19 protein-coding genes are annotated in these 21,415 nt (G+C 31.3%); all 19 read right to left on the bottom strand.

All coding sequences use genetic code 11. The annotated features are described in order from the left end of the window. Window positions 1-6: 6 nt before the first annotated feature. A complete protein-coding gene (locus JJD95_RS06390) occupies window positions 7-1,086 on the bottom strand; it encodes a CDP-glycerol glycerophosphotransferase family protein (RefSeq protein ID WP_291641497.1) in 1,080 nt (359 codons plus the stop codon). 41 nt (window positions 1,087-1,127) lie between these two features. Further along, on the bottom strand, window positions 1,128-2,435 hold the full coding sequence (locus tag JJD95_RS06385; protein ID WP_291641495.1) for an O-antigen ligase: 1,308 nt from the start codon (window positions 2,433-2,435) through the stop codon (window positions 1,128-1,130). Between the two features lie 180 nt (window positions 2,436-2,615). Next, window positions 2,616-3,746, bottom strand: coding sequence for a glycosyltransferase (locus tag JJD95_RS06380; RefSeq protein ID WP_291641494.1), 1,131 nt, complete (start codon window positions 3,744-3,746; stop codon window positions 2,616-2,618). Window positions 3,747-3,812: 66 nt separating this feature from the next. Beyond that, window positions 3,813-4,937 (bottom strand): non-hydrolyzing UDP-N-acetylglucosamine 2-epimerase, encoded by a 1,125-nt coding sequence (gene wecB / locus JJD95_RS06375; protein WP_291641492.1) that lies wholly within the window; start codon window positions 4,935-4,937, stop codon window positions 3,813-3,815. A 5-nt stretch (window positions 4,938-4,942) separates the two neighbouring features. Next, window positions 4,943-6,052, bottom strand: coding sequence for a capsular polysaccharide biosynthesis protein CapF (locus tag JJD95_RS06370; protein ID WP_291641490.1), 1,110 nt, complete (start codon window positions 6,050-6,052; stop codon window positions 4,943-4,945). 22 nt (window positions 6,053-6,074) lie between these two features. Beyond that, window positions 6,075-7,118 (bottom strand): nucleoside-diphosphate sugar epimerase/dehydratase, encoded by a 1,044-nt coding sequence (locus JJD95_RS06365; protein WP_291641488.1) that lies wholly within the window; start codon window positions 7,116-7,118, stop codon window positions 6,075-6,077. 24 nt (window positions 7,119-7,142) lie between these two features. After that, entirely contained in the window at window positions 7,143-8,354 is a 1,212-nt protein-coding gene (locus tag JJD95_RS06360; RefSeq protein WP_291641486.1) for a glycosyltransferase family 4 protein, read from the bottom strand. 17 nt (window positions 8,355-8,371) lie between these two features. Continuing rightward, a complete protein-coding gene (locus JJD95_RS06355; protein WP_367114785.1) occupies window positions 8,372-9,280 on the bottom strand; it encodes an NAD-dependent epimerase/dehydratase family protein in 909 nt (302 codons plus the stop codon). Between the two features lie 54 nt (window positions 9,281-9,334). Next, window positions 9,335-9,913, bottom strand: a complete 579-nt coding sequence (locus tag JJD95_RS06350) for a sugar transferase (RefSeq protein WP_291641484.1) — start codon at window positions 9,911-9,913, stop codon at window positions 9,335-9,337. Between the two features lie 24 nt (window positions 9,914-9,937). Then, window positions 9,938-11,809, bottom strand: a complete 1,872-nt coding sequence (locus JJD95_RS06345; protein ID WP_291641482.1) for a nucleoside-diphosphate sugar epimerase/dehydratase — start codon at window positions 11,807-11,809, stop codon at window positions 9,938-9,940. A gap of 317 nt (window positions 11,810-12,126) precedes the next feature. Further along, on the bottom strand, window positions 12,127-13,629 hold the full coding sequence (locus tag JJD95_RS06340) for a hypothetical protein (RefSeq protein ID WP_291641480.1): 1,503 nt from the start codon (window positions 13,627-13,629) through the stop codon (window positions 12,127-12,129). Window positions 13,630-13,723: 94 nt separating this feature from the next. After that, on the bottom strand, window positions 13,724-14,494 hold the full coding sequence (locus tag JJD95_RS06335; protein WP_291641478.1) for an acylneuraminate cytidylyltransferase family protein: 771 nt from the start codon (window positions 14,492-14,494) through the stop codon (window positions 13,724-13,726). Window position 14,495: 1 nt separating this feature from the next. After that, window positions 14,496-15,434 (bottom strand): Gfo/Idh/MocA family oxidoreductase, encoded by a 939-nt coding sequence (locus JJD95_RS06330; protein WP_291641476.1) that lies wholly within the window; start codon window positions 15,432-15,434, stop codon window positions 14,496-14,498. A 3-nt stretch (window positions 15,435-15,437) separates the two neighbouring features. Next, window positions 15,438-16,418, bottom strand: coding sequence for a Gfo/Idh/MocA family oxidoreductase (locus JJD95_RS06325; protein ID WP_291641474.1), 981 nt, complete (start codon window positions 16,416-16,418; stop codon window positions 15,438-15,440). Between the two features lie 15 nt (window positions 16,419-16,433). Continuing rightward, a complete protein-coding gene (gene neuC / locus JJD95_RS06320; RefSeq protein WP_291641472.1) occupies window positions 16,434-17,597 on the bottom strand; it encodes a UDP-N-acetylglucosamine 2-epimerase in 1,164 nt (387 codons plus the stop codon). After that, window positions 17,594-18,598: an N-acetylneuraminate synthase gene (gene neuB, locus JJD95_RS06315; RefSeq protein ID WP_291641470.1), complete on the bottom strand. Its 1,005-nt coding sequence runs from the start codon at window positions 18,596-18,598 to the stop codon at window positions 17,594-17,596. Before neuB ends, neuC begins: the two co-directional genes overlap by 4 nt. Window position 18,599: 1 nt before the next feature. Beyond that, a complete protein-coding gene (locus tag JJD95_RS06310) occupies window positions 18,600-19,232 on the bottom strand; it encodes an acetyltransferase (protein WP_291641468.1) in 633 nt (210 codons plus the stop codon). 13 nt (window positions 19,233-19,245) lie between these two features. Beyond that, the gene (locus tag JJD95_RS06305; protein WP_291641466.1) at window positions 19,246-20,346 is read right to left on the bottom strand and encodes a LegC family aminotransferase; all 1,101 of its coding nucleotides are present in this window, start codon (window positions 20,344-20,346) and stop codon (window positions 19,246-19,248) included. Between the two features lie 72 nt (window positions 20,347-20,418). Continuing rightward, window positions 20,419-21,411 carry an NAD-dependent 4,6-dehydratase LegB gene (locus JJD95_RS06300; RefSeq protein WP_291641465.1) on the bottom strand — a complete coding sequence of 331 codons (993 nt, stop codon included), beginning with the start codon at window positions 21,409-21,411 and terminating at the stop codon, window positions 20,419-20,421. Between the last annotated feature and the right edge of the window lie 4 nt (window positions 21,412-21,415).

The raw sequence follows: 21,415 nt of genomic DNA, 5'->3' as shown, positions 1-21,415 counted from the left end.
TACCTCCTATTTTTTATCTACAAAACCTATTATTAAATTCCATACCCTTTTACAGCTATTCCCATCTAGGAAACTATAGAAGTTTTTTTGAGCAGCTTTTCTAATGTCTATATATTTGTCATCATTGTAAGTATCGTTCATATAATTTATTAAATCATCCATGTTCTCTAACTTAGGACCTGGTGTATCTAAGTCATTAGTAAAATTTATAGCTAAGCCTCTCTCTTCATCAAACTGTACTTTATCATATGGCAAAAAACAAATTGGTCTATTTAACACTAAATAGTCCACATAAATTGAGCTATAATCAGTGAGTAGCATATCAGTTACTGCAAGGATACTTTGAGTGGACATTTGTTCATCAAAATCTATGGTTACAATGTTCGTCATATCATCAAAGACCTTATCATCTATTAGTCTCTCTAAATAGTGGGGCCGATAAATCATTTTAAAGTTATTCTCCCCCATAAACTTATCAAGCCTTAACCAATCAACTTCTGTAAAAGGAAATTCCTTTTCTATTTTATAACCCCTCCAAGTTGGACAAAATAACAGGATTTTTTTATCTTTAGTATTATATTTGATATCAAATTTTTCTCTACAGGTAGAAATATACTCCCCGTCAAATAACATATCATTCCTTGGTAATCCAAGTGGCATGTAATTAGGAAGCGGATTTTTGTCAAGTTCAGTGGATCTTAAAAAATATGTACTGTCCCTATCTGAAAGCGTTACTACATTTTTTATGTTAGTTCTGATATTCTTAAATATATCCATTGTTTTTTCATTATTAACTTCATTATTTCCTGGAGTCTTTTTAGTACCGTATCCATGGCTCATAAAAATACCATCTCTAGCTTTAGAAAAAACACTAGTTGTATAATCAGAAACAACAACAGAATAATTCTTTAACATTTGACTTGCTCTTATAATATAGTGTAGAATTTTAATGTTTCTATACTTATAAAAACTACTATATTCAACTATAATATCAGGCCGATTTTTTTTAATATTTCTTTCATAATAATTATACAAAGCCTTTATATTATCCTCAGTTTGAGATGTTAATAATATTCTTTTTTTCAAAGTTATTCTCTCCTTAATTTGTGATGTATATCCCCCAAAAATTAGTTGTGGTTACTAGTTTCTCCGGGCTTATAATAGTGATCTGCCACTGCTGCAAACCCCAGACTAAACCACATGATATATGTTGGTGGAAAAAGTAAAGGCATAAAAGGTTGAAACAAACTTACGACGATTGATGCACTAATAGGAATAAGACAACAAAACCGCATTGGCTTTGGAATGTTCTTTAATTTCACTATTACATAATAAAAGGCAGAAAACAAACCTATTAAGTATAATATTAAGCCTATCAATCCCCATCCCATCCAAGCTTCAAGTATGAAGTTATGGGCAGGCTGTGGCAACCTTTCTGTAGGCGATATTTGCTTATATGCTACACCGTATGTACCAGGTCCAAGAATAGGGCTCTTTTTTATTAAGTTCCATCCCCTCTCCCAGTATATTTTCCGTATATTATTACTTGCATCAGTAGTTGCAATAACTTCTTTCTTACCCACAGATTCATGATCCGATAGCCCAGGTATCTTAGTTAGAATAACAGAAAATGATCTATATACATTACTACGAGATTGCTTGAAATTTAGCGATGAAGCAATTATAGTAACAAAAATACATACTATCATAAATGATAAAATCAGTTTAAATGAATTCCACTTATAACCAAATATCAAAAGAAATGATGCTCCCACTACCGCTCCCATAACTAACCAGCCTAAGCGGCCCCCAGAAAGAAATGCAATAACCATACTCGTTCCCATATTTGCATATGCAATCGTGGAAATAAATGATGGTAATGACTTTTGCTTACCTTGTTTTATTGCCCATACCGCAAAAGGAATAAGCATAATACATACGTAGACATATATATTTATATTATTCAAAAATTTCAATGAGCGAATATCGGAAAATCTAAAACAATCAATTAATTCCCGTGTATTTAATGCAGAAAAAACAATTATTGCTCCAATTAATAGCAAGTCTACTTTTGGTTTGTATTCATCCATTATAAAAAAAATCGCTGAACCAAACATTATTGATCTTATTGACCACGATGAATCTAAAACTGGTAAATGCAGTATTAACCGTATACCCGAAAGTATAATGTAATAAATTCCAAAAATAAATAGTGCCCCAAATATACGTTTTGAGAAAGCCGGAAAAATATAATCATGTTTATAAATACCACGATAAATAAACAATCCAATAAATACTCCAATAGAGATTATTTCTGATAGAGCAATACTCATAGAAAACATCTGAAAATAAAACAAAACTACAGTACCAATTAGTAATAAACAGATAGTTTCAATAACCCAAAAACGTTTATGAAATGATAAAAGAAAATTCATTGAGTTGTTCTCCTTTGTTTGCCTTTACTCTAAAATAGTTCGCCTATTATACTAAGCATTTTATCTCCCTATTTTATATAAAGAAGATATTTATACCTCAGTACTTTTTGTACTAGCTATATAGTGTTAGCAATAATAATTTCAATATGAATAACATATAGGTGTTAGATGTTTTTGTTACTATTTAAAATATTTTTCTAATAAATCATATACCGAGTCATAATCTTTTGAAGCCTTATATATATACTGGTATTTTTTTTCAATATAACTATCTAAATTGTATATCTCATTAACCCAGTCATCTTCATTATTATATTTTAAAAATATAACTCCTTGGTATTCATCTAAGATTTCCCTTGAAAAACTTGTATCTGAGCAGATTATTTTTTTACCTAATGATGCAGCTTCCAATAACGGTAACCCAAAAGTTTCAATATAACTAGGAAATATAAGACAACTGCATTTATTGTAATACTCCACCATTTGAGATGGCTTTACTGTTCCTAAAAATATTATATTCTTAAGCGAATTATCAATTATTTTTTTCGCATCATCTTTTGAAAGTTGCTCAAGTTTTGCTGTGAAATATACTCGTAATCTTGAATAATAATTTATATTTTCATTCTTTATTTTAATAAGACTATTAATTATAATAGTATGATTCTTATAAATAAATGGAGAAGCAGGATAAAATAATATTATATTATTTTTATCCTCTTTACTTACATAATTTTTTTCAAATACAACCTTTGGAAGTGTTAGTTTAGGCGGAATTACTTTAATACGATTCTTATCTATAAAAAATTTTGCAAATACCTTATTTTTCAGCCATGTTTGTTGCACTATTATAATAGTATCTTGAGTAATAAAACGCTTTATAAAAAAAGGGTAGATATTTTGATATATCCAACAAATTCTTTCCTCTTTATTCCAAAAACTCCATTTATACTGCGTTTGGAAGGGCAAGGATTGATGAATATAAATAATTTGCAAAGTATTTTTAAGATAATTAACACCAGTATTTTGCAATGATAAAATTATATCAGCATAAATGTCATTATCAGAAGACCATTTCTTTAACCCTCTAAAATCCCATAACATCCTATCCCATCTCTTCCTACTCTTCTTGCCTTTAATTGTATTTATGATTTTAATTTTATCTGTTTCAAATTCATCTAAATCAATAGACGTGAAAACATAATACAAATTTGTGTTATCCTTTTGTGAGATGTCAGTTAGTACACTTTTTAGTATAGTTAAAGCTCCGCCATACTCTGCTGCTGTTACATTTATAAAAATCGTTTTTACCATCTTATTCTCCTCAATTCATTAAATAATAAGTGAAACTCATAATTGTTTTGACCATATTTTTCTTAATTACTTCCTCCATATAAACTTGTTAACTACACTTGTATACCCTTGAATAATATTAACAACCTTCATACCAACATTAATATCTGTATAATCATGTGCTTTAACAGTTTTCTCACCTAGTGTCTTTTGTAATGTTATTACTTCAATAGCTTGAGTTATGCTATCAAGAGTTATTCCACCCAGTATTACCGAACCTTTATCTATAGCTTCTGGTCTTTCAGTACTAGTTCTTATTGAAACTCCTGGGAACGCCATAATATTAGACTCTTCTGCCAGTGATCCACTGTCAGATAATACGCAAAAGGATTCTTTTTGAAGTTTATTGTAATCATAGAAACCAAATGGTTTTAGTTGCTTTATATTTTTATGAAAAACAATTCCACTTTCTTCAATTCTTTTCCAGCTTCTTGGATGAGTTGAATATATAACTGGCATATTATACGTTTCTGCAACTGCATTTAGAGCATCAGTTATGCTCTTAAAGTTTTCTTTGTTATCTATGTTTTCTTCTCTATGAGCACTTACTAAAATATATTTACCACTTTCAAGGCCTAACTTTTCTAATACGTCGCTTTCATCAATTTGATTCATGTATCTATGGAATACCTCTGGAAGTGGTGAGCCAGTAACAAAAGTATATTCTTTTCTTATTCCTTCTGATATTAAATATCTTCTCGCATGCTCTGTGTATGCCATATTAACATCGCTAGTAACGTCTACTATTTTCCTGTTTATTTCTTCTGGTACGTTTTGATCAAAACATCTGTTTCCTGCTTCCATATGAAATATAGGAATCTTTAGTCTTTTAGCAGCAATGACACTTAGACAGCTGTTTGTATCACCTAGTACTAGTAATGCATCTGGTTTTTCTTTGAGTAATATTTTATAACTTTCTGATATTATATTACCAATAGTTTCCCCAAGATTATTTCCTACTACTCCTAAAAAATAATTAGGTTCTCTAAGTTCTAATTCTTTAAAAAAAACATCATTAAGTGTGTAATCCCAATTTTGGCCTGTATGTACAAGAATATGATCAAAATATATGTCGCAAGCTTTTATAGCTTCAGATAATCTTATTATCTCAGGTCTTGTTCCGAGTATTGTCATTACCTTAAGTTTTTTCATGATTTCTATACCTCCAAATAAAATGTGTCTGGTTTTTCTGGATCAAAGCATTCATTGACCCACATTATGGTCACTAAATCATTCTCACCAGTATTTACGATAGAGTGAGTATACCCTGTAGGGATATCTACTACTTCTAATTTTTCTCCATTAACACTATATTCAATTATTTCCTCTGTTCCTATCTTTCTAAATCTAATAACTCCAACACCGCTAACCACCATAAATTTCTCATTCTTAGTATGATGCCAATGGTTCCCCTTAGTTATTCCTGGTTTTGAGACATTAACTGAAACTTGTCCACGTTCCGCAGTTCTAATAAATTCAGTAAAAGAACCCCTATTATCAATATTCATTTTTAATTCATAAGAAAACTTATCCTCTGGCAAAAAGCTTAAATAGGTACTATAAAGCTTTTTAGTAAGCTCATCTTCCATATTAGGAATACTTAAATTTATTCTACTCTCTTTAAAGCCTCTTATCTTCTGTGCTAGTTCGCCTAATTTAATATTATGAAGAACAGGTACAGAGCAGTAACCGTCTCTGTGAGCTTCCTTGCCATCCAATGCTCTTATAAATTCATTTAAAACATCATCTATATAACATAGTGATAAATCCGCCTCTGGATTATTTACCTGTATATCTAAATCTCTTGCAACATTATAGCAATAAGTAGCAACAACAGTATTATAATTAGGTTTACTCCATTTACCGAAGAGGTTATGTAGTCTGTAAACTAAGACTTTACTTCCTGTTTCACTACTATAATTAAATAATAAATCTTCACCAGCCTTTTTACTCTTGCCATAAGGGTTATCCCTTTCAGCCTGAATAGAAGACGTAATCAAAACTTTCGCACTATTATTATGCTTTTTTAATAGTTCTAAAAGTATAGATGTGAATCCAAAATTACCTTTCATAAACTCTTTTTCATCCTTTGGTCTATTTACTCCTGCAAGGTGAAATACAAATTCACAGTTTTTTGCATACTCTTCTAAAAGAGCCTCTTCTGTATCCATATCATATTCATAAATTTCATTGTACTTTCTATTTTTAAGCTCTGCTATTAGATTTTTACCCACAAAGCCCTTTGCTCCTGTAACAAGAATTTTCATAATTTACACCTACCTTCTTAAACTATTTAGTTTGAGTCGATTCTTTAATAGCATTCATAAGTGCTAGTTCTTCTCTTACATAGTCAAGTTGCAATAGTCTTTCTTTTATCTGCTCAACATTTAATATTTGAGTATTATGTGAGTTGTATTCTTCTTCTGAAGATAGTTTTTGATTTCCTTCAACAAAATATTTATCATAATTAAGATCTCTTTTATCAGCAGGAACTCTGAAAAATCCTTCCATATCCTCTGCTACCACATACTCTTCTTTTGTAAGAAGTGTTTCATATAATTTTTCTCCATGACGAGTTCCAATTATTTTAACTTCGCTATCTGCATTAAATAGTTCCTTTACTGCTTGCGCTAGATCTTTTATAGTTGAAGATGGTGATTTTTGAATCATAATGTCTCCAGCCTGAGCATGCTCAAAAGCGAAGACTACAAGTTCTACTGCCTCATCAAGGTTCATGAGAAACCTTGTCATATTCGGGTCTGTAACAGTTATTGGCTGTCCAGCCTTTATTTGCTCAACAAATAGTGGAATAACAGAACCGCGAGATCCCATAACATTTCCGTATCTTGTGCCACAGATAAGTGTCCTCTCAGGGGATACGGTTTTTGATTTTGCTACAAATACCTTTTCCATCATGGCCTTTGATATACCCATTGCATTTATAGGATACGCTGCCTTATCTGTAGAGAGGCATATAACTTTTTTCACTCCATATTCTATTGCAGTTGTAAGCACGTTATCAGTTCCTAAAACATTTGTTTTTACTGCTTCAAGTGGAAAGAACTCACAAGATGGAACTTGCTTTAAAGCAGCTGCATGAAATATGTAATCCACGCCATGCATTGCATTTTTAACACTAGCAATGTCTCTTACATCCCCTATATAGAATTTAAGCTTATCGTTTTTATATAACTTTCTCATATCATCTTGCTTTTTTTCATCACGGGAAAATATACGAATTTCTTTTATATCAGTGTCTAAAAATCTTTTCATTACAGCATTCCCGAAAGAACCTGTGCCTCCAGTGATTAATAGTGTTTTATTTTTGAACATATGTATCTCCTCCAATATTGTATTTTATTTAAAGTACTTATCTATTCTAGTTAACAATTCTTGTTTGTTAAAATTACCGTCATAGTAATTTCTTGCGTTTATTCCGAGCTTTGTTAATCTCTCGGGTAATTCATTAGATATTTCTATTATCTTCTCTGAGAGTTTTTGAGCATCTCCAGCCGGGCTACAAACGCCTGAATTTGATTCTTTAATTATTTTATCTGTTTCTCCATCTGCTGACGCAATAATTGGCATCCCACAGGCCATGTATGACTGAAGTTTTGCAGGAATAGTCATAGAAAACAATGGACTTTCTGTTAAGCACAGAAAAGCAGCATCGCTGGCTGCCATAAATTCTGGAATACGAGTTCCGGGTTGTTTTGGAATAAAATTAAACATATCAGACAGATTACCCTCCTTTACAAGTTCTACTAAGGATTCTTTATATCTGCCATCTCCCACAATATTAAACCGAATTCTTCTATTTAAATGATTTTCTTTTAAGAGTGATGCAGCTTTAGGCAATATATCCAAACCTTGAGCCGTGCCAATATTACCTGCGAAAATTATATTAAAAGCATCATCCTTTGGAATTTCTTCAATGCTCGTATTCTCTAGTGGCTTATAAAAATCTTCTGCGTATTGTGGCCAGTATTCAATTTTTTCTATAGGAACACCACGATTAGCGATTGCTTTCATAAAACTATTTGAGGTAGTGAAAATCCTTGAACAACCAGAATATATGTAGTCTACCATCTTCCCTATAGCGCCAATAATGTTTTTGTTTGTTATACCTGTAATTATTTCAACATTTTCAGGCCAAAGGTCTTGAACATATAAATAACATGGTACATTTCGCTTTTTTGCATACCAAACACCAGGTAGTGCTTGCGTCATTGGGGAAACTTCAAATATAAATACAAAGTCTGCTTTTATTCCAGTGAATAGTTTCCAAAAGAACCCCGATACAACAAACGATAAATAGTTTAGAGCAAGCATAATCGAATTGTTCCCTCTAGGTATTAATGGTATCCTTCTTATTTCTATACCGTTATATATTTCTTTTCTCTTCTTAAATAATCCATATCCATTGTAGTATTTACCTTTAGGATAATTGGGAATCCCTGTTACCACTGTTACTTTATATCCCTTTTTTACCCATTCAGTACAAATATCATTTATACGAAATTGCTCAGGATAGAAATACTGCGCTATAACTAAAATGTGTTTTTTCAAGCTATTATCCACCCTTCTTAGTTATTTTTCATTGTACCAACTGATTCTGTTGTATCAACCGTTTCTGTTGCAATAATAGATTGTCTCAAATCAAAAATTCTATAATTCTCTTTGTAGTCAGACAAACTCTGTGCGTAAACCAAATTACCAAATACCTTGTTAAATATGGAGATTTTAGGTCCTACAAGATTCAATAAGGGATTAAATATGTTAGTTAGTTTAATTTTCGTTCCATGAGCCTGCGCAATAAGTTTCACCATCTCTGAAGTCTTAACATACTCACTATTTTGCGGGAAAAATACTCCACTTTCTTCATTTACTATCATAAGTCTAGTGAATTCACATAAATTATCTATATGAAGCATACTTCTCTGATTATCAATGTCAGGGAACACAGGTAATTTCTGAGCTGCCTTTGAGAGTTTCGGATAATTTCCCTTAGAGCCTTTCCCATAAATCATCGGTGGTCTAAGAATAACAATTTTAAAATCATCATTTTCTAAAGGTTTTATTCCATTTTCTGCTTGAAGCTTACTTTCTCCATAAAAGTTACTTGGTTTTGGAACAGTGTTTTCATCTATAATTCTTCTTTCATTTACATTCCTACTCTCACCATAAATAATAATACTACTCATAAAAATGAACTGCTTAACGCCATCTTTTTTTGCTTTTTTAGCAGTCTCAATAGTAAGATCACGATTTACTTTAAAGTATAAGTCCTCCATTTTAGGATCTGTGGATACATGTGCTATTCCAGCAACATGAAAAACTACATCATACTTTGAAAAATCGCTCGCTTTCCATGAATCGTCTTTCATATCCAATTCATCTACAGAATATTTATCTGAATACTTTTCTAGTAAGCTCATAAGGGAAATACCTATATAGCTATTAGCTCCTGTTATGAGTATTTTCTTCATTTTCATATCTTCTCCTTCATAGCAGAAACTACTTTCCACTCATGCTTATAATTGTAAGGTCTACCTCTTTTTATTTCCTCCGTCAACAATTCCCTCTGCTTTTAAAACTTTAAATACTGTTCCAACCACTATCTTTACATCTAGCCACAATGATTTATTATTTAAATAGTATCTATCATATTCTGTTTTTTCATAATCATCATTATTATCTCGCCCATTAATTTGAGCCCAGCCAGTAACTCCCGGAAGGAGCATATGAACTCCTGCAGTAGTTCTCATTTCCTTAAGTTCATATTGATTATACAGTGCAGGTCTTGGTCCTACAAAAGTCATATCCCCTTTAAAAATATTTATTAATTGTGGAAGTTCGTCAAGACTAGTTTTCCTTAAAATCTTTCCGATTTTAGTTATATAACTTTTCGAATTATCAAATTTATCAGTTGCTACATTAGGTGTTCCTATCTTCATTGACCTGAATTTATAAAATTTAAATAAATCATTGTTTTTACCAATTCTCTTCTGAGTGAAGAATACTGGTCCTTTAGAATTTAGCTTTACTATTATAGCTACAATCAAAAAGAATGGTGATAGAATCAATAATAATAACAAGCTACATATTACATCAAAAAATCTGTCCATAAGAACCTCCTACATTATTGTTTGTTACTCCACATCATCAGTAATTACACACTCTGGTGTGCCTCTATGATACGTTGAAACTACTTCTTCTATTTTATGAATTAATAACTCTACATTATCATTATCAATGATTTCTTTAAATTCTTTCATTCTCTCCTGTAGCTCACCCAAATCGCTAAATGTTGGTCTCCCAATAAAAATCTTTTCGTGTTTAGTATTAGTAAGTCCTTCTTCACTCATTAGTAGTTCTTCATAAAGCTTTTCACCTGGTCTAAGTCCTGTGATTTCTATTTTAATATCTTTGTTTGGCTCAAATCCAGAAAGTTTTATTAAATCCCAAGCTAAGTCATATATCTTAACAGACTTACCCATATCAAGCACAAAGATTTCTCCACCCTGAGCATATGCTCCAGCTTGAAGGACTAGTTGCGCAGCTTCTGGTATGGTCATAAAAAACCTAGTTATATCTTTATGAGTAAGTGTAACTGGTCCGCCATGAGCTATTTGTTTATTAAATAGTGGTATAACAGATCCATTACTTCCAAGTACATTACCAAATCTCACTGCTACAAATCTTGTTTCACTTATCTTATCCATAGATTGTATTATCATCTCACACATTCTTTTAGTAGCACCCATAACATTGGTAGGATTAACTGCCTTATCTGTGGATATGGTAACGAATCTTTCTACCTTATATCTATGTGCGCAATCTGCCATATTATATGTTCCGAACACATTGTTTTTTATAGCTTCCATAGGACTTTGTTCCATTAGTGGAACATGCTTATGAGCTGCCGCATGGAAAACTATATTTGGAGAATATTTCTCAAAAATTTCATCTAGTCGATGCTTATCTCTAACTGATCCTATTAATACTTTTAAATCTAATTTAGGGTATTTATACTTAAGTTCCATTTGCAAATCATAAGCATTATTTTCATATATATCCAATATAATTAATTGTTTGGGGTTGAATTTTATAATTTGACGACAGAGTTCTGAACCAATGGACCCACCGCCCCCTGATACTAATATAATTTTATTGTGAATGTAACTAGAGATACCTTCCATATCGAGCTGTACTGCTTTACGTCCAAGGAGATCCTCAATATCTACTTTTCTAATTTGATTTAAAGAGACTTTTCCATCTATTATTTCATACATTCCTGGAATAATTTCTATTTTACATTTTGTCTTTTTGCATAATTCCAAAATCTGTCTTTTATCTTCATCTTCTATAGTTGGAATAGCTATAAGTATATTTTCTATATCTTTCGCTTTTGCTATGGCTGGTATATCGGATCGACTCCCAAGGACCTTTACACCCATTACACTTTTTCCTTTTTTATAATCTTCATCATCAATTAAAGCTACAGGACTATATTTACTTTGGTTACTACTTTTCATTTCTTTTATAACCATAGCTGCTGATGCTCCAGCACCAATTATCATTACTCTTTTTTTGTCGCCTTTATTGACATTAGAGTTTATCATTTTTTCAAATCTATCATAAATTCTAAAGGACATTCTAAATCCAAGTATAAAAAGTATACTAAAAGCACATACTATTATACTTACTCCATAGGCCAATCCATGACCTGTAAGTCTTAAAAATATCATGGTAGCTATATCTGCAGTAAGACATGCACCAATAACTAACATAAATTCATCTGTACTTGCATAAGTCCAAAGGCTTTCATAAAGCTTAAAAAGATAAAAACAGGATATATAGATAACTGTTATAATTAAAGCCGTTTTTTTATAGTTATTTGAATAGAATCTAAAATCACTATAATTATATCTAAAATACATAGATAATATATATGCTAAATTTATTAGTACCGCATCACTTAACATCAATATTGGTTTTTTCCACTTTCCTAAAGCCTTCATATTATCACCCTTTTTTTATAAGTTCTTTATTTTATTTTAACCTTATTTTTTTCCTATAACCCCGATTTATTACAACTTAGTATATCATAATATCTTGAACAAATTTCATGACTATATCTTATTAACAAAAAATTAAACAGTATACAATACAAATATTCCTTTTTAAATCCCTTTCATTATATCATTTTTTATATTTTTAAACATCTTTTAAATAAAATTCACCTTACTAGTTCTACCCCTTATATAAATAAAAGAAGAGAAACAGTCTTAATAAACTATCTCTCCTCTTCTATTCATAACAATTTCCATTAAAAAAATCACTGTATACTAATCACTCTAAATGGTTCCAAACAATTTAAATATAATGCATAGTAATTATCAAAGTCGCCGTTTGTGTTTGATTGAACACCTTTTACTCCAGCTCTTCTTACCCAAACTGAAAGCCTATACTTTCCCTCTTTAAATGGACTTGTTGCAGGTAGCACATAGGGAGTTTTACCATTTACTGCTGTTGTATAACCCTTTGTGAATTCTTTCCATGTAACACCATCATAAATAAATGCCCTATACTGCACTTGGCCATCATACTTTGAAGTTACTGTGAATTTCTCAGTATCCCCTTCAACTAATGGTGAATGTTCTACTGAAACACTAGTTATTTCTTGTGGAACTAAACTTACGGGTTTATTTACACAATTTAAATCTAATGCACGGTAATTATCAAAGTCACCGTTTGTGTTTGATTGAACACCTTTTACTCCAGCTCTTCTTACCCAAACTGAAAGCATGTACTTTCCTGCTTTAAATGAGCTTGTTTGAGGTAGTACGTATGGAGTTTTACCATTTACTGCTGTCGTATATCCATTTGTGAATTCTTTCCACGTAACACCATCATAAAGAAATGCTCTGTACTGTACTTGACCATCATACTTTGAAGTTACTGTAAATTTCTCAGTATCCCCTGCATATAGTGGTGAATGGTCTACTGAAACACTAGCTATTTCTTGTGCAGGTTTTTTTACACAATTTAAATCTAATGCATAGTAGTTATCAAAGTCACCGTTTGTGTTTGATTGAACACCTTTTACTCCAGCTCTTCTTACCCAGACTGAAAGCATGTACTTTCCTGCTTTAAATGGGCTTGTTTGAGGTAGTACATACGGGGTTTTACCATTCACTGCTGCTGTGTATCCATTTGTGAATTCTTTCCACGTAACACCATCATAAAGAAATGCTCTGTACTGTACTTGACCATCATACTTTGAAGTTACTGTAAATTTCTCAGTATCACCTACGTATAGTGGTGAATGTACTACTGAAACACTAGCTATCTTTTGCGGAACTGTACTTGCTTTTACACAATTTAAATTCAATGCATAGTAGTTATCGTAGTCACCGAATGTATTTGAATGAACACCTTTTACTCCAGCTCTTCTTACCCAAACTGAAAGCATGTACTTTCCTGCTTTAAATGGGCTTGTTTGAGGTAGTACATATGGAGTTTTACCATTCACTGCTGGTGTATATCCATTTGTAAATTCTTTCCATGAAATTCCATCATAAAGAAATGCTCTATACTGTACCTTACCCTCATACTTTGAAGTTACTGTAAATTTCTCAGTATCCCCTACAAGTAGCGGTGTATTTACCACTCCAACATTACTTATCGTTGGAGGATCTGTTTCTGCAGCTTTAGATGTAACACTAACTAAAAATCCGGCTATTACAAATATTACTACCATAAATACACTTAATGTCTTTTGCCTTTGTTTTCTTTGTTGCTTTTTCTTTATTTGCTTTCTTTGTTGCCTTTGCATCATATGGTTTGTACCCCCTACATTTATGAATTACACATGCCTTTAGTTTACCACTAACACAATAAAAGACAATGTATTTCTCTAACTTTTTCTTCGCCTATAAGATATTTTTAATATTATCTTTAATCTCTTTAAACTCATCATTAACTCTATATATATAATTTGCAACTATTTCCATAAACTCAAAATCATTTTCACTATCAATATCTAGTACTGCTGTATCCTTCATTTTAACTATATCTATTTTGCCATCAAAAACTGAGATTACATCCCTTTTCATAAGGAACTCCCTTGAATAAACATACATCGATGCATTCATGTCATATACTTCTGGAGCCTGTTGTCTTGCCACAAAATTGGATTTAATTACTTTCGTAATAATACCATTACCGTCTTTTTTAACCATATTAAAATATGGATTTCTTCTAGAATCAACCACTGAAAATACAACATCTGATTCCTCATTTTCTATTTTTTTATTAACTATATTTTCTAAATCTCTTAACGTCCTCAATGGTGATGTAATATCTAAATCTACTATTAGATCATATTTATACTTTTTCTGTTCTTCCATCACTTCCAGACTATTCCTTATTACACTAACCTTTGGAGTGTCATCTTTACCTAAACTTTCATCTCTTCTTACTTCTACTATATTGAGATTAGTTTTAGATACCAAAATTAATAAATCATCATTATCTGTATTCACAGCTATATCGGAATGAAATTCACACTTTGTCTTTTTTATAAATAAATCTATACAAGATAATGTATAATAAACTAAAGGGTCGCCTAAAAAATACTTTAAGTTTTTATTTTTTAGCCCTTTTGACCCAGATCTACCACAAACAGTAAATAATATTTTCATCTTATATATCTCCTTCTGCGAATCTAAGAACTTCAACTGAATGTTCTATAGAATTTTCATTTAATGCTTTTCCTTTTATCATATCCAAAAATGCACTCAATTCATTTATATACATATCATTAGTATCTGAATTAAATTTCTCTATTTCGCCATTGGGATATATTATTTGATTTCTATAAAAATCCCCAACAAAAAGTCCTTCTTTTGTATACACTTCTATATTTCTTTCTTTATTCTTTCCAAAGTAATCTAAATGAAGCTCTGCTATTTTATCCTTATATTTAAACATATAAACAGATATATCTTCACTATCTATCTCTAAGTTTGAATACTTTCCCCTTAAGTTAATAGAATGTTCTGGAAAACCAAATAAGTAAAACAAGTAATCTAACTCATGAATACAGTCTATGCTTACTCCACCCCCCTGCTCCTTATGTGCACTATATACATCTCTATAATCTACATTAGGTCTCCAATCCGGTAAATAAGAAGAGCATATACTCCTTACAGAGTAAACCTCATTATTCTTTATAATTCTTTTTATTTGTTCAATTACTTTTGTATATCTTAAAGGTGCAGCAACATAATATATACCTGCGTTAATATCCTTCACCTGAAATAGTTCTCTCCAATTACATTTGCTATCATCAAAAATAGGTTTTTCTATGAAAATATTCTTAGTTTTCCACAGAAATTTCTTTAAAGAATCATAATGTTTATAAGTAGGATTTGTTATAAAAACTATATCATAATCATCATCTAAATCTGATAATCTAAGTATTGTACTGTCAACAAGCTCTTTAATTTCATCATCCAATCTCTTATTACTTTCTCTGAATGCGTGAACAATTAGCTCAATGCCCCTTGATTTTAGTATGCAGCTTAAATTTCTTAGATGTCTACATCCGATAGATCCTAGACCAACAAAACATACTTTCATTCTTTAAACTCCTTCTATTCGGTCTATAATAGATAAAACATACTTATCATCTTCAAATGTATACTTTTCATTATTGATACCATTAATCTTATCTATATAAGCCTTAATCTCATCTAAATATGCATTCTCTATTATATTATCTGAATAATTATCATCTTTATCAATTTTACTATATGTTTCAATTAATTTTTCTTCTTTACTATCAATTTCATATTCACTCAATGAATTTGGTGTACCCTTCCAGAAAATATGTATATCTTCACCATAAACCTCTAAATTTCTAACAGCTTTCCTTGAAACTATATCTACTGAAATCATGCCTAAAGAACCATTTTCATGAGTTAGCATAATTTGATATGTATCATCATAATCAATTTCTAAATTACTGCTCTTGCACCTATTTGCTTTAACATTTCTAATATTTCCAAAAGTCTTATATATCCACGGCATTTCTATAGCTAATAATTCTCTACATCCATTACTTCTCTTTTCATGCACAAAAAAATTCTTATAATTTTCCCAGGGATGCCAATCAGGTAAGTACTGCCCTACATGATAAACATAATTAACTTTACTTTTAGATACATTAACCTTTTGTTTAATATATTGTATTTCTTTCCTGTATAACATTGTTGAGGATAAAAATAATACCCTACCTTTCTCATCCGCTAACTTTATTATTTCATCATAGCCATCCTCAACCAAATTAATTTCTGTAAATGCATTTAAATTGTTGTTTAGACATTCTAAAATAATTTTATGATGGGATAATGGTGAAGTACTGATAATGGCTCCATCTATCTTCCCAGTGTCCTTAGCTTCTGTAATGCTATCAAAAGTCTGTATTCCAAATTCTTCACCCACACTTTTTCGTCTTTCAGCACTTAAGTCTACCCCTAATACCTCAATGTTATTAAAATAATTTTTCAGTAACCTTATTCTTCTTTTTCCCATTGATCCAAGTCCAATTACTAGAAATTTCATATATTAACTCCCACCCTACCTTATATCATAAAATACTTTCTTTAAACTAATTCCTTTAACTAAATTCCTATCTATAATATCATAAATATTATCCACTGTGTTTCCATTTCCATAAGGATTTTTCATATTCTTTACTGAGTTCAAAAAATCTTCTGAAATGGCTCTATTAAGTCCATGTCCTATATCCTCTTTAGTTGGAATACAGTTTATAATTGATTTAGCTTGAATTCTTCCCTTTTGCCTATCTCCTATATTAATAGTTGGTATTCTAAAAGTAGGTGCCTCAATTATTCCACTAGAGGAATTACCAATCACACAACTGCAATGCTTCATTGCACTTAAATACCTAAATGCTCCCATACTAATAAATGCTTTTATTCTATCTCTATTCTTTGTTTCATATTCATCAATTAACTTATTAATAACTCTACCGTCAGTATCAGAATTAGCTTTAGTTATTATAAACTTCATATCTTTTCTTTCATCCATTGCATTTAGTAACTCTAGAAACTGTTCCTTGGACGTATTGTTTTCTAATGTTACTGGATGAAACGTAACTAACCCATATGGTTTATCTAAAATAAAGTCTATTTGTTTCTCTAGGTCTTTTTTATTTAATAAATCAAGTGTTAGTATATTTTCTACACCTATAGCTCCTACATTAAATACTCTACTTGGATCTTCACCCAATTGAATAATTCTTTTTCTGTACTCTTCTGTACTTGCAAAGTGTAAGTGACTCATTTTAGTTATGGAATGCCTAAAAGCTTCATCAAAGGCTCCCTCAGTAGTCTCACCCCCATGTAAATGAGCTATAGGTATTCTGCAAACTACTGCTGCACTACACACAGAAAACATCTCATATCTATCTCCGAGTATAATTATTATATCTGGCTTTAATCTATTAAATACTTCTGCAAAACTTATAGTAGCGAGTCCCATAGATTTTGCTATACCAATCGCCGAATCTGAACTTAATAATATTTCAACACTCTCTGTAATAATAAATCCATCTTCTTCAATAAGTTTATAGGTATATCCAAATTCTGGTGATAAGTGCATTCCTGTTGCAATTATTTGTAATTCATATTTTTTTTCCTTTTTAATTGTAACCATTAATGGTTTTAATAATCCATACTCTGCTCTAGTTGAGGTTACTATACAAATTTTTTTCCTCATATTTCTACCATTTCATCCTTATTAAAATCACGTTTTGCCTTTTCCCCTATAATATTGTCCCATAATTTTGGGGATATCCCATTACCAGGCCTCAAAGCAATAATGTTTTTTTCTGTAAAGTACTGACCTTCCTTTATATCATCACAACAAACTAAGCTTTTTCTTGCAATTGGTCTATTTTTACTTTCAGATTTAGATAGTGATTTCTTACCATTTCCTAAAGCTAATTCTATGTTTCTAATAGAAGTGGTCATTAATTTTAGCTCATCAGGTTCTAAACTTGCTTTATGATCAGGTCCTTCCATTTGTCTATCTAATGTAAAATGTTTTTCTATTACTCTTGCTCCTAAAGCTACTGCAGCTATTGGTACTTCTATTCCTAAAGTATGATCTGAATACCCAACTTCTACACTAAAAGTATCTCTTATATCTAACATTGCCTTTAAATTCACATCTTCCATGGGTGTAGGGTATTCTGTATTACAATGTAGTACAGTAATATCATCAGCCCCTGCTTTCTTTAGTATACCCAAAGCAAATTCAATATCTTCCATCTCACTCATACCTGTTGATAGTATTATATTTTTTCCGATTTTAGCTATTTTTCTTAGATATGGAACATTTTCAATTTCTCCAGATGGAATCTTAAATAAAGGTATATTTAGCTTTATAAGTAAATCTATGCTTTCAAGATCAAATGCTGATGATAAAAACATTATATTTCTTTTTTTACAATGTTCTATTAGTTCAATATGATTCTCATAATTAAGTTCCAATTTTTTAATCATCTCATACTGATTTTCTTCCCCATTCCCTGTATTCTCAATTTGATATTCAGCCTTAGATGCATTCTTAGACACAAGTTTATCCGCATTAAAGCTTTGAAATTTCACCGCATCAACTCCAGCTTCAGCTGCTTTATCTATAAGTTTTTTTGCTATTTCTATATCCCCATTGTGATTAACTCCTGCTTCTGCAATGATAAAAACTTTTTTATCCATTTTAAACCTCCTTAGACGGGTTCCCTACTACCTTTTTATAGCTCTCTATGTTTTTTATGACTACAGTCCCTGCTCCAATCAAAGTATTTGTGCCTATTGTTACTCCTTGTATTATTGAGGCATTACACCCAATATGCGTACACTCACCAATTTCAACCCCTCCACTGATGACTGCTCCTGGAGCTATATGACACAAATCCCCAATACAACAATCATGTTCTATTATTGAGCCTGTATTAACAATGCAGTTTTTACCTATCTTAGCATCTGAATTTACAATTGTTCCTTTACCAATAAATGTTCCTTCATCTATTATTACCTCTTTAGCAAGTATTGCTGATTTATCTATTATTACTGGAAATTTAAAGCCTATTTCTTTAGCCTTATTATAGAGAATCCTTCTGAGTTTCGTATCTCCAATACTTCCTACTGTTACAAAAGCATATTTAATCCCAGCATTAAATATGCTTATCAAATCATCATCTGTTCCTACCACTGGGACCCCGTATATTTTCTTCCCTTTTTCTCCACTAGGATCTACAATTCCATAAATTTCGAATTCCGTTTTAGTTTGGATGCAGTCAATTATACTTTTACAATGACCGCCTCCACCAAGTAAAACTATTTTTTTCATATATATCTCTCCATTAAACTTCTCTAATAATTTTGCATACTTTTCTTATTTCTTCCCCTGTTATACTAACTGAACTAGGAAGATTTACGCCTCTTAAACTTATTTCTTTACTAACCTCCATAGTTCCTGCCTTACAATCAATATAAGGCGGCATTTCATGTACTGGCATAAAGAAAGGTCTAGCTCCTATTGAATTTTCATTTAATATCTTTAATAATTCGTCTCTTGAAATTGCATAACTATCTTCAACTAATATAGCATATAGCCAATAACAATTTTTAACATCCTCATCATCATGTTTTATTAATGTTATTCCATCAACATCATTTAAAAGTTGGTTATATAAATTGGCTGCCTGTATTTTCTTCTCTAAATACTCAGGTACCATTTCTAGCTGGGCTACTCCAACTGCTGCAAGTAGATTAGGCATTCTAAAATTATATCCTACTTCATCATGATAAAATGCTCCATTATCTAAGATAGTCTTAGTTTGAGTAGAAAGGTATTTTGCTCTTTCTGCCCACTGCTTATTATTTGTAACTAGCATACCGCCAGCCCCAGTAGTAATTAATTTATTTCCATTAAAACTAAAGCATCCTATATCTCCAATAATTCCAAGTTTTTTACCTTTATAAGTTGTTCCTAAGGCTTCTGTTGCGTCCTCTATTACATATAATCCATGTTTTTTAGCTATTTTATTTACTTTATCCATATCTACAGCATATCCATATATATGTACTGGCATTATTGCCTTTGTTTTATCTGTAATCAATTCTTCAATTTTATCTGCATCCATTACAAAAGTATCTCTACATATATCTACAAATACAGGCGTCGCCCCTACATATTTAATTGAATTAACTGGTGATATAAATGTCATGGATGATACTATAACTTCATCACCTTCTCCAATCCCTAAGGTTTCTAATGCTAAATGTAATGCTGCTGTTCCATTCATTGTAACTACTGCCGATTCAGCTCCTTCGTAGGCTGCAAATTCATCTTCAAACCTATTAACAAACTTTCCAACTGATGAAACCCAATTTGTATCTAAACATTCTTTAACATATTTCCATTCATTTCCTTTAATTTCTGGTATACATAATGGTATCATATTATATCCTCTCTTTCGCTTTATAAGGTTTTAGAGATTACAATTCATTGTAATCTCTAAATATGTTATATTTTATACATTATAAATATCAGTTTTAAAACTGCTTAAATTCTTTTTAATCCATTCAACTGTCTCTTCCAGGCCTCTATCTATTGAATAGTTAGGCGCCCAGCCTGTTAATTCTTTAATCTTTGTATTATCAGCCCAAAGTCTATTAACTTCACTATTCTCTGGTCTAAGTCTTTCTTCATCACAAAGAATTTTAACGTCTTTTCCTATTATGTTAATTATCTTTTTAACAGTATCCCCAATAGATATCTCATAGTTTGATCCTGCATTAATAACTTCTCCAATGGACTTATCACTTTCAGCGATTTTTACAAAAGCTTCTGCAGTATCCTTAACATAGTTAAAATCCCTTGTAGGAGTAAGGCTACCTAATTTAATTTCTTTCTTATCTGCTAATATTTGGGAAATTATTGTTGGTATTACAGCTCTGGCTGATTGTCTTGGTCCATATGTATTAAATGGTCTTATAGTCGCTATGGGCATATCGAATGACTTGTGGAAACTTTCAGCCATCTTATCTGCACCAATTTTCGAAGCAGAATACGGTGATTGACCCTGCATTGGATGTTTCTCATCTATTGGAACATACAATGCAGTTCCATAAGTCTCAGAAGTTGATGTATGAACTATTTTTTCAACATCATGCATTCTACAAGCTTCAAGAACATTTGTAGTACCTTCTACATTTGTTCTAACATAAGCCATTGGAGAAAGATATGAATAAGGTATAGCTATAAGAGCAGCTAAATGCATAACTACCTCTTGGCCTTTAATAATTCTATTCATACCGTCTAGCTCTCTGATATCACCTGTTTCAACTCTAATGCTATCAATTATATTTTTATCAAAGGAATCTATCCATCCCCAGCTATTTAATGAATTATATTGAACTAATGCAGTAACATCCGCACCGAGTTCAACAAGTCTTTCTGTTAAATGACTCCCTATAAAACCCTCTGCTCCGGTTACTAATACTTTCTTACCCTTTAAATTCATAACT

Source organism: Clostridium sp. (assembly GCF_016650035.1).
Lineage (GTDB): Bacteria > Bacillota > Clostridia > Clostridiales > Clostridiaceae > Clostridium_AD.
Note: the sequence above shows the minus strand (reverse complement) of the source record. Positions and strands in the feature narration are given on the sequence as shown.

Excerpts from the sequence above, each read along its gene's own strand:
- JJD95_RS06385 (WP_291641495.1), bottom strand. The coding sequence starts at position 2,435 with ATGAATTTTCTTTTATCATTTCATAAACGTTTTTGGGTTATTGAAACT.
- JJD95_RS06380 (WP_291641494.1), bottom strand. The coding sequence starts at position 3,746 with ATGGTAAAAACGATTTTTATAAATGTAACAGCAGCAGAGTATGGCGGA.
- wecB (WP_291641492.1), bottom strand. The coding sequence starts at position 4,937 with ATGAAAAAACTTAAGGTAATGACAATACTCGGAACAAGACCTGAGATA.
- JJD95_RS06370 (WP_291641490.1), bottom strand. The coding sequence starts at position 6,052 with ATGAAAATTCTTGTTACAGGAGCAAAGGGCTTTGTGGGTAAAAATCTA.
- JJD95_RS06365 (WP_291641488.1), bottom strand. The coding sequence starts at position 7,118 with ATGTTCAAAAATAAAACACTATTAATCACTGGAGGCACAGGTTCTTTC.
- JJD95_RS06355 (WP_367114785.1), bottom strand. The coding sequence starts at position 9,280 with ATGAAAATGAAGAAAATACTCATAACAGGAGCTAATAGCTATATAGGT.
- JJD95_RS06350 (WP_291641484.1), bottom strand. The coding sequence starts at position 9,913 with ATGGACAGATTTTTTGATGTAATATGTAGCTTGTTATTATTATTGATT.
- JJD95_RS06345 (WP_291641482.1), bottom strand. The coding sequence starts at position 11,809 with ATGAAGGCTTTAGGAAAGTGGAAAAAACCAATATTGATGTTAAGTGAT.
- JJD95_RS06340 (WP_291641480.1), bottom strand. The coding sequence starts at position 13,629 with ATGATGCAAAGGCAACAAAGAAAGCAAATAAAGAAAAAGCAACAAAGA.
- JJD95_RS06335 (WP_291641478.1), bottom strand. The coding sequence starts at position 14,494 with ATGAAAATATTATTTACTGTTTGTGGTAGATCTGGGTCAAAAGGGCTA.
- JJD95_RS06330 (WP_291641476.1), bottom strand. The coding sequence starts at position 15,434 with ATGAAAGTATGTTTTGTTGGTCTAGGATCTATCGGATGTAGACATCTA.
- JJD95_RS06325 (WP_291641474.1), bottom strand. The coding sequence starts at position 16,418 with ATGAAATTTCTAGTAATTGGACTTGGATCAATGGGAAAAAGAAGAATA.
- neuC (WP_291641472.1), bottom strand. The coding sequence starts at position 17,597 with ATGAGGAAAAAAATTTGTATAGTAACCTCAACTAGAGCAGAGTATGGA.
- neuB (WP_291641470.1), bottom strand. The coding sequence starts at position 18,598 with ATGGATAAAAAAGTTTTTATCATTGCAGAAGCAGGAGTTAATCACAAT.
- JJD95_RS06310 (WP_291641468.1), bottom strand. The coding sequence starts at position 19,232 with ATGAAAAAAATAGTTTTACTTGGTGGAGGCGGTCATTGTAAAAGTATA.
- JJD95_RS06305 (WP_291641466.1), bottom strand. The coding sequence starts at position 20,346 with ATGATACCATTATGTATACCAGAAATTAAAGGAAATGAATGGAAATAT.
- JJD95_RS06300 (WP_291641465.1), bottom strand. The coding sequence starts at position 21,411 with ATGAATTTAAAGGGTAAGAAAGTATTAGTAACCGGAGCAGAGGGTTTT.